A 14,313-nucleotide genomic window follows, 5' to 3' on the forward strand; every position below is an offset into this window, starting at 1 on the left:
TGCCTGACGGCAGGCCGTTACCGGCCCGCACACAAAAAATCTGACAGTCCCGAATAGGCCGGCACAGGCCCCTCAGCCATAGGGGTGGAATGCGCTACCATGCCCCGAAGCAGCCCGCCCCTTCGGAGCCTCCATGTCCCACCCCTTCGACACCCTCACCCCCGACCTGGTCCTGGACGCCGTGGAAAGCCTCGGTTTTCTCAGCGACGCCCGGGTCCTGGCCCTGAACAGCTACGAAAACCGCGTCTACCAGGTGGGCATCGAGGACGCGCAACCGCTGATTGCCAAGTTCTACCGCCCCGGCCGCTGGAGCGATGCCGCGATCCTCGAGGAACACAGTTTCACCGCCGAGCTCGCCGACTGCGAAGTGCCCGTGGTCGCCCCGCTGCAACACGACGGCCAGACGCTGTTCGAGCACCAAGGCTTCCGCTTCACCTTGTTCCCCCGTCGCGGCGGCCACGCTCCCGAACCCGGCAACCTCGACCAGCTGTACCGCCTCGGCCAGTTGCTCGGCCGCCTGCATGCGGTCGGCGCCGCCCGTGCGTTCGAACACCGCGAAGCCCTGGCTGTGGACAACTTCGGCCACGCATCGCTGAACACCCTGCTCGAAGGCGGCTTCGTGCCCAAGGAACTGCTGCCTGCGTTCGAATCGGTGGCACGCGACCTGCTCAAGCGGGTCGAGGACGTCTACGCCCGTACCGCGCACCAGCAGATTCGCCTGCACGGCGACCTGCACCCGGGCAACCTGATGCACCGCGACGAGGTGTACCACGTCGTCGACCTCGATGACTGCCGCATGGGCCCCGCCGTGCAGGACCTGTGGATGATGCTCGCCGGCAGCCGCGAAGAGCGCCTCGGGCAACTGGCCGAACTGATCGACGGCTACAACGAGTTCCATGACTTCGACCCGCGCGAACTGGCCCTGATCGAGCCCCTGCGCGCCCTCCGCCAACTGCACTACAGCGCCTGGCTGGCACGGCGCTGGGACGATCCGGCGTTCCCACCGAGCTTCCCCTGGTTCGGCCAGCCTCGCTACTGGGGCGACCAGATCCTCGCCCTGCGCGAACAGATCGCCGCCCTGGACGAGGCACCACTGAAATTGTTCTAGATCGCCACCCCAGCCTGTCTACAATAGCGCTCGCTCCACCTCGGCTATCAAGCAAGGATTCTGCAATGCAAGCTGCAAACCCGCGTCGCGGGTACCTCCTGGGCCTCGGCGCCTACATCATCTGGGGCCTGTTCCCCCTGTACTTCAAAGCCATCCAGAGCGTCCCGGCGGTGGAGATCATCGTCCACCGGGTGCTCTGGTCGGCATTGTTCGGCTCGCTCCTGCTGCTGGTCTGGAAACACCCCGGCTGGTGGCGCGAGTTGCGCCAGAACCCGCGTCGGCTGGCGATCCTCGCCCTCAGCGGCACGCTGATCGCCGGCAACTGGCTGACCTATGTGTGGGCGGTGAACAACGGCCGCATGCTCGAGGCCAGCCTGGGTTACTACATCAACCCGCTGATCAACGTACTGCTGGGCATGCTGCTGCTCGGTGAGCGCCTGCGCCGCCTGCAATGGCTGGCGGTAAGCCTGGCGGCCCTGGGGGTGGCGCAGCAGGTATGGCAGGTGGGCAGCTTGCCGTGGGTGTCGCTGGTGCTGGCGCTGAGCTTCGGCTTCTATGGCCTGATCCGCAAGCAGGCACCCGTCGCGGCCCTGCCCGGGCTGGTGGTGGAAACCTGGATGCTGGTTCCGCTGGCCGCCGGTTGGCTGCTGCTGAACCCCGGCGCCATGAGTGCCCAACCCGCCTTCTACAGCAGCAGCGAGGCGCTCTGGCTGATGGCAGCGGGGCCAGTGACCCTGGTCCCGCTGGTGTGCTTCAACGCCGCCGCCCGGCACCTGCCGTACACCACGCTGGGCTTCCTGCAGTACCTGGCGCCCACCCTGGTGTTGCTGCAAGCGGTGCTGCTATTCGACGAGCAGCTGTCGTCCAGCAGCCTGGTGGCGTTCATCTGCATCTGGGCGGGCCTGGCGATCTACAGCGTGGACGCCTGGCTGAACCTGCGCAAGCGCGCCTGATCAAAACTTGATCAAATCTCTGCAGGCCATGTTTCTCGTGGCCTGCAGAAGTATCTCCAAAGGTTATCCACAAGCCCTTCCCCGTGAATTCGGGATAACCTGCGGTCAGTCCTCGGGCCGCAGCGTCAACTCCACCATCAAGTCATCGGCCAGGCTTTCCAACTTGCCCTGCAGGTCATCCAGCGACAAGGTCAAAGGCAGCGCCAGCAAAGCATCGGCGTGGAACAGCGGCTCGCTGCTCATCGGCGCCGGGCGCACCTCGGTGGTGAAGCGCTCCAGGTTCACCCCCAGGTCCGCCAGCAATCGGGTGATATCCCGCACGATGCCTGGCCGGTCGTTACCCACCAGTTCCATGGCGATCGGCTTCCAGGTACAGGACGGCTCGATGCCGCTCTCGGCGATCAGCACGCGAATGCCATGGCTGCCCAGCGCCTGCAGCGACTCGACCAGCTCATCGTAGTTCTCCGCCGGCACCGCCACCCGCAGGATGCCGGCGAACTGCCCGGCCATGCGCGACATGCGGCTTTCCAGCCAGTTGCCACTGTGGTCGGCGATGCACTGGGCGATGCGCTCGACCTGCCCGGCCTTGTCGGGGGCGATGACGGTCAATACAAGATGATCCACAAGCCCTTCCTCTGTATCAGGCCGCGCGCGGCGACGGAATCCCGGGGGATCGGTTCAGTATAGGCAAGGCGCGGCAACCTGCCGCAGGACAGTCCGCCGGATTAATCGTGTACTGTTTTAAGATTTATCTGGAACAATCCACCGGTTTTTTGCGAACATGCCCACTCCCAGCGTGACCCAACGCGACCAGGCGGTCGCACAACGACGCTTTTGGTCTGGTGTTCCCCTGCCCGCCGCATCATGTAGTATGCGGCGGCGTGGACTACAAAACGTCGTTCGATGTTGTAGAGAAGCGCTACAGGCTTAATACAAGTAGAGCGAATAGCTGAGCAGAGTGAGGCAAGCAATGACTGGATACGTTCAAGTCGGTGGCCTTCAGGTCGCCAAGGTCCTGTACGACTTCGTCAACGACGAAGCTATCCCCGGGACTGGCATCGTCGCCGAGCAGTTCTGGGCCGGTGCAGAGAAGATCATCAACGACCTCGCTCCAAAGAACAAAGCCCTGCTCGCCAAGCGCGACGAGCTGCAAGCCAAGATCGACGCCTGGCACCAGGCGCGCCAAGGCCAGGCCCACGATGCCTCGGCCTACAAGAGCTTCCTCCAGGAAATCGGCTACCTGCTGCCACAAGCCGACGATTTCCAGGCCACCACGCAGAACGTGGATGAAGAAATCGCCCTCATGGCCGGCCCGCAGCTGGTAGTGCCGGTGATGAATGCCCGCTTCGCCCTCAACGCCGCCAACGCCCGCTGGGGCTCGCTGTACGACGCCCTGTATGGCACCGACGCCATCAGCGATGCCGGTGGCGCCGAGCGCGGCCAGGGCTACAACAAGGTCCGCGGCGACAAGGTGATCGCCTTCGCCCGCGCCTTCCTCGACCAGGCCGCGCCGCTGGCGGCCGGCTCGCATGTCGACTCCACCGGCTACCGCATCGAGGCGGGCAAACTGGTCGTCGCCCTCAAGGGCGGCAGCAACACCGGCCTGCGTGACGACGCCCAGCTGATCGGCTTCCATGGCGATGCCACCGCGCCGACCGCCGTGCTGCTCAAGCACAACGGCCTGCACTTCGAGATCCAGGTCGATGCCAGTACCCCAGTGGGCAGCACCGACGCCGCCGGCGTGAAGGACATCCTGATGGAGTCGGCCCTGACCACCATCATGGACTGCGAAGACTCGGTCGCCGCCGTCGACGCCGATGACAAGGTCATCGTCTACCGCAACTGGCTGGGCCTGATGAAAGGCGATCTGGCAGAGGACGTCAGCAAGGGCGGCAAGACCTTCACCCGCACCATGAACCCGGACCGCGAGTACGCCGCGCCCAATGGCGGCAGCGTCACCCTGCATGGCCGCTCGCTGCTGTTCGTGCGCAACGTCGGCCACCTGATGACCAACCCGGCGATCCTCGATGCCCAGGGCAACGAAATCCCCGAAGGTATCCAGGACGGGCTGTTCACCAACCTGATCGCGGTGCACAACCTCAACGGCAACACCACGCGCAAGAACACCCGCAACGGCAGCGTGTACATCGTCAAGCCGAAGATGCATGGCCCCGAGGAAGTGGCGTTCGCCGCCGAGATCTTCAGCCGCGTCGAAGACCTGCTGGGCTTGCCACGCAATACCGTGAAGGTCGGCATCATGGACGAAGAGCGCCGCACCACGGTCAACCTCAAGGCCTGCATCAAGGCCGCCGCCGAACGCGTGGCATTCATCAACACCGGCTTCCTCGACCGCACCGGTGACGAAATCCACACCTCGATGGAAGCCGGCGCCGTGGTGCGCAAGGGCGCCATGAAGAACGAGAAGTGGATCGGCGCCTACGAGAACAACAACGTCGACGTTGGCCTGGCTACCGGCCTGCAAGGCCGTGCCCAGATCGGCAAGGGCATGTGGGCGATGCCCGACCTGATGGCGGCGATGCTCGAGCAGAAGATCGCCCACCCACAGGCCGGCGCCAATACCGCGTGGGTACCGTCGCCGACCGCCGCCACCCTGCACGCCCTGCACTACCACAAGGTCGACGTGCAGGCGCGCCAGCGCGAGCTGGCCAGCCGCACCCCGGCGTCTGTGGACGACATCCTGGCGATCCCGCTGGCGGCCAACACCAACTGGTCGGCCGAGGAAATCCGCAACGAAGTGGACAACAACGCCCAGGGCATCCTCGGCTACGTGGTGCGCTGGATCGACCAGGGCGTGGGTTGCTCGAAGGTGCCGGACATCAACGATGTCGGCCTGATGGAAGACCGCGCCACCCTGCGCATCTCGGCCCAGCTGCTGGCCAACTGGCTGCGCCATGGCGTGATCAGCCAGGAGCAGGTGCTGGAAAGCCTCAAGCGCATGGCCGCGGTGGTCGACAAGCAGAACGCCGGTGACGCCCTGTACCGCCCGATGGCACCGAACTTCGATGACAACGTGGCGTTCCAGGCTGCCGTCGAACTGGTACTCGAAGGCGCCAAGCAGCCCAATGGCTACACCGAGCCAGTGCTGCACCGTCGCCGCCGCGAGTTCAAGGCGCGCAACGGGTTGTAAGCGCCAGGGGCCGCGTTGCGGCCCCCACCTTATCTCACCCCAACTTCAACTCCTTCTTCACCAACCCCAGCAATTTCCCCAGATCCACCGGCTTGAGCAGAAAATCCACCACCCCCAGGTGCATCACATCCACCGCCTCGCTCACATCGGTGTCGCCCGACACCACGATGATCGACAACTCCGCCCGCTCCGACTCGCGAATCTGCCGGATCAACTCCAGGCCATCGCTGGGCTGCATCCGCAGGTCAGTGATCATCAGCGCGATCCGCGGCTCGTAATGCAGCTTGAACATGGCCTCCTTGGCCCCGTCGGCCGTCATGCAGTCGATGCCACGGCTTTTCAGGTACAGGCTCAACGCCTCGCTGTTCACCGGATTGTCATCCACCACCAGCACCACCGGCCTGGGTGCGACGGGTGCGCTCACCACGGCCAGGGCCTCGCGTTCGGCGTCACTCAGGATGTCGTCATGCTCAACCATGGTCATCTCGTCAAAAAAAGAACTCGCTCAAAGGGTAAGACCACGAAAGCGAGCTAACCCCGTTCGCCTTTCGTCGGGTCTTTGACAATGCCGTTCATAGACTTACGTCCAATGGGCACCGGTGGGCGCCCAGCCGACCATGGAGATCGAAAACAACAAGGCCGCACCTATATATAGATATATATAGTTCGGCGTAGCGATACGGTCGGTTTCATGAGCAAAAAGGACGCCTACAGCCAGGCGGGCAGGACGGCTGTACTGCAGAACATCCAAGGGACCCTGCAGTTCCTGCAACGTTTCCCGCCGTTCAACCAGATGGAGCACAGCCACCTGGCCTTCCTGGTGGAGCAGTGCCAGCTGCGCTTCTATGCCAGCGGAGAAAGCATCATCACGCCCGCCGACGGCCCGGTCGAGCACTTCTACATCGTCAAGCAGGGCCGCGTCGTGGGCGAGCGCCAACACCTGGTCAAGCCAGGGGTGGAAACCACCTTCGAGATCACCAGCGGCGAATGCTTCCCGCTCGCCGCGCTGCTGGGCGAACGTGCCACGCGCACCGAGCACCTGGCCGGCGAAGACACCTTCTGCCTGCAGTTGAACAAGACGGCTTTCATTCATCTGTTCTCGCTGTCGGAAGTGTTTCGCGATTTCGCCCTGCGGGGGGTCAGCAGCCTGCTCGACCAGGTCAACCAGCAAGTTCGCCAACGCGCCGTGGAAAGCCTCGGCACCCAGTACTCGCTGAATACCCCACTGGGCGAGCTGGCCATGCGCCACCCGGTGGTCTGCAGTCCAGACACGCCGCTGCGCGAAGCCGTGCGGTCGATGCACGAGCAACAGGTCGGCAGCATCGTGGTGGTCGACCCGCAGCGCTACCCGCTGGGTATCTTCACCTTGCGCGACCTGCGCCAGGTGGTGGCCTCTGCCGATGCAGACCTGGGTGCGCCCATCGACCTGCACATGACCAGCAAGCCTTTCTACCTGAGCCCACAGGCGACCGCCTTCGATGCCGCCATGGCCATGACCGAGCGGCACATCGCGCACGTCTGCCTGGTAGAAAACCGCCGGCTGTGCGGCGTGGTGTCGGAGCGCGACCTGTTCTCGCTGCAGCGGGTCGACCTGGTACACCTGGCCCGTACCATCCGCCATGCCCCGCGCCTGGAAACCCTGGTGTCGCTGCGCGGCGAGATCGGCCAGCTGGTCGAGCGCATGCTCGCCCACGGCGCTTCCTCCACGCAGATCACCCAGATCATCACCCTGCTCAACGACCATACCGTGTGCCGGGTGATCGAACTGGCCCTGGCCGAACGCGGCGATCCGGGCGTGCCCTTCAGCTGGCTGTGCTTCGGCAGCGAAGGGCGCCGCGAACAGACCCTGCATACCGACCAGGACAATGGCATCCTGTTCGAGGCCGAAGACAGCCAGCAGGCCGAGGGGATTCGCGCCCGCCTGTTGCCATTGGCCCAGTACATCAATCAAGGCCTGGCCCAGTGCGGCTTCACCCTGTGCAGGGGCAACGTCATGGCCGGCAACCCCGAGCTGTGCCTGTCGCGCACCGAGTGGGCCAGGCGCTTCGCCGGTTTCATCCGCGAGGCGAGCCCGGAAAACCTGCTAGGTTCCACCATCTACTTCGACCTGCGCGTGGTCTGGGGAGCCGAGGAAGGCTGCGAGCAACTGCGCCAGGGCGTGCTTCGCCAGGTTGCTGACAACCGCCTGTTCCAACGCATGATGGCCGACAATGCCCTGCGCCAGCGGCCACCAGTGGGGCGCCTGCGCGAGTTCGTGCTGACCCGCCAGGGCAACGACAAGGCCGCCACCCTCGACCTCAAGGTGCAGGGCCTGACGCCCTTCGTCGATGGCGCCCGGCTGCTGGCCCTGGCCAACGGCATCGCTGCCTGCAACACCCAGGAGCGCCTGCGCCAACTGGTGGCCAACGGCGTGATCGATGCGCTCGATGGCGCCGCCTATGAAGAGGCCTACCACTTCATCCAGCAAACACGCATGCAGCAGCACCAACGCCAGACGCGCGACAACCTGCCCTATTCCAACCGCGTCGACCCGGACAGCCTCAACCACCTGGACCGGCGCATCCTTCGCGAATCGTTGCGCCAGGCCCAGCGCCTGCAAAGCAACCTGGCGTTGCGGTACCAGCTATGAACCTGTTCGCCTGGCTGCGCCCCAGCGCGCCGACCCTGGACGAACCACTGCGCCAGCGCCTGGCGCGGCTGCCCAAGCCAGCCGCGCTGGGAGTCCGCTCGCTGCGCGAACAACGCTGGGTAGTGCTCGACCTGGAAACCAGCGGGCTCAATCCCCACCGAGACCAGGTGCTGTCGGTCGGTGCCGTGGCCATCGCCGATGGCGCCATCGACTTCGCCCAGCAGTTCGAGCGGACCCTGCACCGCCCTGCCCAGAAGGCCAACGCCAGCACGCTGATCCACGGCCTGGGCCCAAGCGCGCTGGCCGCCGGTTGCGACCCGGCCGAAGCTTTGCTCGACCTGCTCGAGTTCATCGGCGACAGCCCATTGCTGGCCTTCCACGCCCCCTTCGACCAGCGCATGCTGGCCCGTGCGTTGAAGGAAAGCCTGGGCTTTCGCCTGCAGCAGCCTTGGCTCGACGTGGCCGAACTGGCGCCGATGCTCAACCCTGACACGATACTGCGCGAAGCCAGCCTGGACGACTGGGTGGCGCGCTTCGGCCTGCAGATCGACGAGCGCCATCATGCCAGCGCCGATGCCCAGGTGACCGCCGAACTGGCCTTGATCCTGTTCAGCCAGGCGCGCCGCCAGCAGCTCGACAGCCCCCTGCAGCTGGAGCAGCGGTTGCGTGGGTGGCGACGGCGCAAGGTGCACAACCACGGATTGTGAAAATGTCCTGGCCGCTTCGCGGGTAAACCCGCTCCTCCCGAACCTGTAGGAGCGGGTTTACCCGCGAAGGGGCCCACATGATCGATACATATCGGAAAAAACCATAGTGGCAATCCGATAAGCGTCCATTGCGCCCACACCCCCGCCTCTGCAACAATCGCGAATAATTATCGTTAGTCAATGCATTCGTTCCGGGGGGACGCTGCGTGTCTTCAGCCCACAGCCCACATGCCGACCTGGTCGGCACGCTGTACCGCGACCATCGCGGCTGGCTGCTCGCCTGGTTGCAACGCAGCCTGGCCTGCCGCCAGCGCGCCGAAGACCTCAGCCAGGACACCTTCGTTCGCCTGCTCGGCCGCGATCAGCTGGAGGCCCCGCGCGAACCCCGCGCATTCCTGGCTGCCGTGGCCAAGGGGCTGCTGTTCGACCACTTCCGTCGCAGTGCCCTGGAACAGGCCTATCTGGCCGAACTGGCGCTGCTGCCCGAGGCCGAGCACCCGTCCCCCGAGTTGCAGCAACTGATCCTCGAAGACCTCAAGGCCATCGACCGTCTGCTCGGCAAGTTGTCCAGCAAGGCCCGCACGGCCTTCCTGCACAACCGCCTGGATGGCATGGGCCACGCCGAGATCGCCGAGCGCCTGGGCGTATCGGTGTCGCGCGTGCGCCAGTACATCGCCCAGGGCATGCGCCAGTGCTACGTGGCCCTGTACGGGGAGCCGACGTGAGCGGGGCGCCGGTATCGGCCAGGGTCCTGGAAGCCGCTATAGCCTGGAAGATGAACCTTGATGAAGGCTACGGCGGCACTGACCAGCGCAGCGAGTTCATGCGCTGGCACGCTGCCAGCGAAGAACACGCCCGCGCCTGGCGCCAGCTGGGCGCCCTCGACCAGCGCGTGAGCGCCGCCGCCGGCCCCGCGCGCCAAGCCCTGCAACAATCACGGGTCGGCTTGCGCCGGCGTATCGGCAAGGCCGGCAGCGGGCTGGCCGGCATGCTCCTGCTCGGCTCGTTGCTGGCCTGGATCGGCGCGCCCTCGCTGTCGCCCAGCTACTGGCTGGCCGACCAGCGCACCGCCACCGGCGAACTGCGCACCCTGCGCCTGGAAGACGGCACGCTGCTGAGCCTGAACAGCCACACGGCGGTGGACATCGACTACGCCGGCGAGCAGCGAGTCCTGGTGCTGCTCCAGGGCGAAATTTCCGTGGAAACCGGCCACGCCGACCCTCGCCCGCTGCTGGTACGCACCGACGATGGCCGCCTGCGGCCCTTGGGCACGCGCTTCCTGGTGCGCCGCGAAGCCCAGGGTACGCGCCTGGAAGTGCTGCAGTCGTCGGTCGCGGCGATGCCGCGCAACAGCGGCGACGAACACGTGCTGCAAGCAGGCCAGCAGGTGCTGATGGATGCCAACGGCCTCGGCGAAACCGGCCCGGTCAGCGCCGGTGCCGATGCCTGGACCCGTGGCATGCTGGTGGTCGACAACGTACGCCTGGCCGACCTGCTGGCGCAACTGAGCCCGTACCGCAGCGGCCACCTGGGGGTGGCCGACGAAGTCGCCGACCTGCGCGTGACCGGCAGCTTCCCGCTGACCAACACCGACCTGGCCCTCGCCTCGCTGGTGCCAGCGTTGCCAGTGAAGATCGAGCGGCATACGCCGTGGTGGGTCACGGTCGTACCCAAGTAAGCATTCCTGCGTTCATACCCCTGTAGACGCCGGCTTGCCGGCGCTGAAGCAGGGGCAGGCAAACGGCAACTCAAAATAGTTCGCACTTTTTTTCGAATCCCCCCTGTCACTTTTCAAATCTCGCTCGGCAAGGAAGCAACTAGCACTTATCCGTCGAGGAACCGCTGCATGTCCCGCGCTGTTGATCGTCTGCTTCGCCCCAGCCTGATGGCCCTCGCCATAGGCTTGGCTAACCCGCTTGCAAGCCCTGTTTCGTTCGCTGCCGAGCCTTCGGCGCCACAAGCCTACAACCTACCTAGCGGCCCTCTGGCCAGCACCCTGAACCAGATCGCCAGCCAGTCAGGCATTGCCCTGGCCATCGACCCGGCCTTGACCAACGGGCGCATTTCCGCCCCAGTGAACGGCGAGTTCAGTGGTGTGGCGGCGTTGCAGCAGGCCTTGAATGGCAGCGGCTTGCAGTTGCAGCACAGCAGCGCGGGCAGCTATAGCTTGGTGGCGACCCCGGAGGGTGCCCTGGCACTGCCCGAAACCGCGATCAACGCCAATGCCGATTTCGAAAGCGCCTGGGGTGCCGTGCAGGGCTACACGGCCACGCGCACCGCCGCTGGCACCAAGACCGATACCGCCATCGCCGAACTGCCGCGCTCGGTCACGGTCATCACCCGCCAGCAGATGGAAGACCGTCCAGTCCTCAACCTCAACGACGCGTTGCGCTACACCGCAGGCGTGCAAAGCAGCGGCTACGGTTCCGACTCACGCAGCGACTGGTTGCTGGTGCGCGGCTTCGTTCCCACCCAGTTCCTCGACGGCCTGCCCCTGCCCAAGGGCAACTATGCCTCGCCCAAGATCGAGCCCTGGAACCTCGAACGCATTGCCGTGCTCCGCGGCCCGGCCTCGTCCGTGTATGGCCAAACCCCACCCGGCGGCCTGCTGGACATGACCACGCGCCGTCCGGAGCTTGAAAGTAGCCACGAGGTCGAGGCCCAGGTCGGCAGCAACAACCACAAGCAAATCAACTTCGATAGTACCGGCAAGGTCGATGAGGCCGGGCAGTTCCTCTACCGCGTCAGTGGCACCGTGCGCGACAGCGGCACGCCGATCGACCACATCCCGGACAAACGCTACAACATCGCCCCAAGCCTGACCTGGAACATCAACGACGACACCAAGTTGACGTTCATTACCCAGTACACCCGCGACGATACCGGCATCACCGGCCAATTCTTGCCACTGCAAGGCACCAAGCTCGACAGCCCGGCGGGCAAGATCTCGCACCACAAGAACCTGGGCGATCCTGACTGGGAATCCTACGACCGCACCTACTACCACCTGGGCTATGCCTTCGAAACACGCCTGAACGATACCTGGCAGTTCCGCCAGAACCTGCGCTACGCGCGCAACGAACTGGACTTCAAGGGCATCACCGCAGGCGGCTCGATCTGGCCCGCCGGGCCGGACGAGGCAGTCAGTGCCGACGGCACCGTGCAACGCACTGCGGGTATCGTCGAGGAAGACATCTCCCAGTTTGCCGTGGACAACAACTTCCAGGCCGACTTCCAGACCGGCAAGATCGACCATACCCTGCTGCTGGGTCTCGACCATCAGCGCTCGGACAGCAATGCACGCTGGCGCTGGGGTTCGGCAGGCGTACCACCGAGCAATATCCACAATCCGGTGTATGGTCAGGACTTCTCCAACGTCCAGTACTTCGACATGTACGACTACGACCAGAAGACCCAGCAGACCGGTCTCTACCTGCAGGATCAGATGGCCCTGGACAACTGGCGCCTGACCTTGGGCGGGCGCGAGGACTGGGTACACACCGGCACCACCTTCCACAATCTGGGCGATGCAACCAATACCCAGCGTGACAAGAAGTTCAGTGGCAACGCTGCCCTGAGCTACGTCTTCGACAATGGTGTGACGCCATACATCTCCTATGCCGAGTCGTTCCAAGCCGCAGCAGGCGCGTCCGTGAACAGCACCGATGCGTTCAAGCCGACCGAAGGCAAGCAATACGAGATCGGTGTCAAGTATCAACCGCCTGGCAGCAAGAGCCTGTTCAGCGCCGCCGTGTTCGACCTTACCCAGGAAAACATGTCGGTCACCGAGAACAATGTGACGCGTCAAGTCGGCGAGGTACGAGTCAAAGGGCTGGAGCTGGAGGCCACCTCGGACGTCAGTGAAAACCTCAAGCTGGTGGGTTCGTACACCTACAACGACAGCGAGATCATCAAGGGCACCTCGGCAGAGGAAGGCAAGCGCATGGCGCAGGTGCCACGCAACCAGGCGACCGCCTGGGCGGACTACACCTGGCACAGCGGCCCACTGGATGGTTTCGGCGTCGGCATGGGCGTGCGTTATGTCGGCGACACCTATGGCAACACAACCAACACCGATTGGGGGCATGTGGGTTCGTACACCGTGTATGACGCTTCGGTGCACTATGATCTCGGTCGCCTGAACAGCGCCCTCAAAGGCGTCACGCTGGCCGTGGATGCGAAGAACCTGTTCAACAAGGACTACCTGTCCACCTGTGACGGCTACTACTGCTACTACGGCGATGAGCGCAATGTGGTCGCCAGCGTGAACTACAAGTTCTGAGTGAGCAGGGGGCGCTTCGCACCCCTTTCGCGGCACAAGGCCGCTCCTACAGGGGATCACCTTATTCCCCAGTAGGAGCGGCCTTGTGCCGCGAAAGGGCTGCGCAGCAGCCCCACGGTCCAACAGAAAACAATCGGTACCGTGATGAAAAGCCCAACCCTCCGCCGCTGGTCGGTGGTCCACACCTGGAGCAGCCTGGTCTGCACCCTGTTCCTGCTGCTGCTGGCGCTCACCGGCCTGCCGCTGATCTTCCACCACGAACTCGAACACCTGCTCGGCGACGCCCCCGAGCTGCGCGAAATGCCCGCCGACACCCCGCACCTCGACCTGCAACAGCTGGTGCTCAAGGCTGAACAACACCGCCCTGGCGAGGTGATGCAGTACTTCGGCTATGACGAGGACGACCCCAACGGCCTGGTCGCCATCACCGCTGCCACCGCCGGGACCGAACCGAACTCCTCGCACACCTTCATGCTCGACGCCCGCACCGGCGAAGCGGTGGCCATGCCGGCCGCCAACGGCGGGTTCATGATGATCATGCTGCGCCTGCACGTGGACATGTTCGCCGGCCTGCCGGGCAAGCTGCTGTTGGCCTTCATGGGGGTGTTGTTCGTGGTCGCGATCGTTTCCGGCACCGTGCTCTATGCGCCGTTCATGCGCCGCCTGGACTTCGCCACCGTGCGCCACGACAAATCGCGCCGCCTGCGCTGGCTCGACCTGCACAACCTGATCGGCGTCGTGACCCTGGCATGGGCCCTCACCGTAGGCGTGACCGGAGTGATCAGCGCGCTTTCCGACCTGGTCATCGCCGCCTGGCGCAACGACAGCCTGGCGGCGATGGTCGCGCCCTACCGCGACGCCCCGCCGCTCACCGAACGCGCCCCGGCCACACGCCTGCTGAACATCGCCGAACAGGCCGCACCCGGCATGCGCCCTGACTTCATCGCCTTCCCCGGCACCCGCTTCTCCAGCGAGCACCACTACGCGGTCTTCATGAAAGGCGCCACGCACCTGACCTCGCACCTGCTCACCCCGGTGCTGATCGACGCACGCACCCTCGACGTCACCGCAGTGGGCGAGCGGCCCTGGTACATGGATGCCATGGGCCTGTCACAGCCCCTGCACTTCGGTGACTACGGTGGCCGGCCCATGCAGATCCTCTGGGCGGCACTGGATGTGCTGACCATCATCGTGCTCGGCAGTGGCCTGTACCTGTGGTGGGGCAAGCACTACCGCGCCCGGGAGGCCAGGGCATGAGCCACCGTTCGCAATCGACGAGCAAGGTTTTCGCCTGGCCGGCAGCCATCGCCCTGCTCAGCGCAGCAGGGCTGTTCGCCGCGCTGCTGGGCGATGGCGCTTGGGACATGCTTGCCTGGCTTGGCCTTGGCATACCCACCGGGTTGGCCCTACGAGGTTTGTGGCGATGAAATAACCCGATACCGCTGGCTACCCAGCCGATAGCGGCAAGCTGGCTGCTCCCAGAAGA

Annotated in this window: 12 protein-coding genes; 10 read left to right on the plus strand and 2 right to left on the minus strand. The window is 64.9% G+C overall.

Annotated elements, in window-relative coordinates; all coding sequences use genetic code 11:
• The first annotated feature begins 133 nt into the window (after nt 1-133).
• The gene (locus IAE37_RS15320; protein ID WP_201174907.1) at nt 134-1,108 is read left to right on the plus strand and encodes a serine/threonine protein kinase; all 975 of its coding nucleotides are present in this window, start codon (nt 134-136) and stop codon (nt 1,106-1,108) included.
• 65 nt (nt 1,109-1,173) lie between these two features.
• On the plus strand, nt 1,174-2,061 hold the full coding sequence (gene rarD / locus IAE37_RS15325; protein WP_201174908.1) for an EamA family transporter RarD: 888 nt from the start codon (nt 1,174-1,176) through the stop codon (nt 2,059-2,061).
• A gap of 105 nt (nt 2,062-2,166) precedes the next feature.
• On the opposite strand, the gene IAE37_RS15330 is transcribed toward rarD, so the two are convergent.
• On the minus strand, nt 2,167-2,685 hold the full coding sequence (locus IAE37_RS15330; RefSeq protein ID WP_201174910.1) for a glycine cleavage system protein R: 519 nt from the start codon (nt 2,683-2,685) through the stop codon (nt 2,167-2,169).
• 346 nt (nt 2,686-3,031) lie between these two features.
• Here IAE37_RS15330 and IAE37_RS15335 point away from each other — a divergent pair, with 346 nt between their 5' ends.
• Nucleotides 3,032-5,209, plus strand: a complete 2,178-nt coding sequence (locus IAE37_RS15335; protein WP_201174911.1) for a malate synthase G — start codon at nt 3,032-3,034, stop codon at nt 5,207-5,209.
• 34 nt (nt 5,210-5,243) lie between these two features.
• Here the strand turns inward: IAE37_RS15335 and IAE37_RS15340 are convergent, their stop codons facing one another.
• Nucleotides 5,244-5,687 (minus strand): response regulator, encoded by a 444-nt coding sequence (locus IAE37_RS15340; protein WP_201174912.1) that lies wholly within the window; start codon nt 5,685-5,687, stop codon nt 5,244-5,246.
• A 213-nt stretch (nt 5,688-5,900) separates the two neighbouring features.
• On the opposite strand from IAE37_RS15340, the gene IAE37_RS15345 reads away from it, so the two are divergent.
• From IAE37_RS15345 to IAE37_RS15375, 7 genes are all read left to right on the plus strand, one after another.
• A complete protein-coding gene (locus IAE37_RS15345) occupies nt 5,901-7,838 on the plus strand; it encodes a putative nucleotidyltransferase substrate binding domain-containing protein (protein WP_201174913.1) in 1,938 nt (645 codons plus the stop codon).
• Nucleotides 7,835-8,545, plus strand: coding sequence for a 3'-5' exonuclease (locus IAE37_RS15350; protein WP_201174914.1), 711 nt, complete (start codon nt 7,835-7,837; stop codon nt 8,543-8,545). The genes IAE37_RS15345 and IAE37_RS15350 overlap by 4 nt, the downstream gene beginning before the upstream one ends.
• Before the next feature lie 206 nt (nt 8,546-8,751).
• A complete protein-coding gene (locus tag IAE37_RS15355; RefSeq protein ID WP_201174915.1) occupies nt 8,752-9,270 on the plus strand; it encodes an RNA polymerase sigma factor in 519 nt (172 codons plus the stop codon).
• The gene (locus tag IAE37_RS15360) at nt 9,267-10,223 is read left to right on the plus strand and encodes a FecR domain-containing protein (protein ID WP_201174917.1); all 957 of its coding nucleotides are present in this window, start codon (nt 9,267-9,269) and stop codon (nt 10,221-10,223) included. The genes IAE37_RS15355 and IAE37_RS15360 overlap by 4 nt, the downstream gene beginning before the upstream one ends.
• 168 nt (nt 10,224-10,391) lie before the next feature.
• A complete protein-coding gene (locus tag IAE37_RS15365; RefSeq protein WP_201174919.1) occupies nt 10,392-12,827 on the plus strand; it encodes a TonB-dependent siderophore receptor in 2,436 nt (811 codons plus the stop codon).
• Between the two features lie 144 nt (nt 12,828-12,971).
• Nucleotides 12,972-14,084 (plus strand): PepSY-associated TM helix domain-containing protein, encoded by a 1,113-nt coding sequence (locus IAE37_RS15370; protein WP_201174921.1) that lies wholly within the window; start codon nt 12,972-12,974, stop codon nt 14,082-14,084.
• On the plus strand, nt 14,081-14,254 hold the full coding sequence (locus IAE37_RS15375; protein WP_201174923.1) for a hypothetical protein: 174 nt from the start codon (nt 14,081-14,083) through the stop codon (nt 14,252-14,254). The genes IAE37_RS15370 and IAE37_RS15375 overlap by 4 nt, the downstream gene beginning before the upstream one ends.
• The last annotated feature ends 59 nt before the right edge of the window (nt 14,255-14,313 follow it).

It is taken from the genome of Pseudomonas sp. S31, assembly GCF_016648105.1.
Classification (GTDB): Bacteria; Pseudomonadota; Gammaproteobacteria; order Pseudomonadales; family Pseudomonadaceae; genus Aquipseudomonas.

Excerpts from the sequence above, each read along its gene's own strand:
- IAE37_RS15340 (WP_201174912.1), bottom strand. The coding sequence starts at position 5,687 with ATGGTTGAGCATGACGACATCCTGAGTGACGCCGAACGCGAGGCCCTG.
- IAE37_RS15370 (WP_201174921.1), top strand. The coding sequence starts at position 12,972 with ATGAAAAGCCCAACCCTCCGCCGCTGGTCGGTGGTCCACACCTGGAGC.
- IAE37_RS15335 (WP_201174911.1), top strand. The coding sequence starts at position 3,032 with ATGACTGGATACGTTCAAGTCGGTGGCCTTCAGGTCGCCAAGGTCCTG.
- IAE37_RS15350 (WP_201174914.1), top strand. The coding sequence starts at position 7,835 with ATGAACCTGTTCGCCTGGCTGCGCCCCAGCGCGCCGACCCTGGACGAA.
- rarD (WP_201174908.1), top strand. The coding sequence starts at position 1,174 with ATGCAAGCTGCAAACCCGCGTCGCGGGTACCTCCTGGGCCTCGGCGCC.
- IAE37_RS15375 (WP_201174923.1), top strand. The coding sequence starts at position 14,081 with ATGAGCCACCGTTCGCAATCGACGAGCAAGGTTTTCGCCTGGCCGGCA.
- IAE37_RS15345 (WP_201174913.1), top strand. The coding sequence starts at position 5,901 with ATGAGCAAAAAGGACGCCTACAGCCAGGCGGGCAGGACGGCTGTACTG.
- IAE37_RS15320 (WP_201174907.1), top strand. The coding sequence starts at position 134 with ATGTCCCACCCCTTCGACACCCTCACCCCCGACCTGGTCCTGGACGCC.
- IAE37_RS15365 (WP_201174919.1), top strand. The coding sequence starts at position 10,392 with ATGTCCCGCGCTGTTGATCGTCTGCTTCGCCCCAGCCTGATGGCCCTC.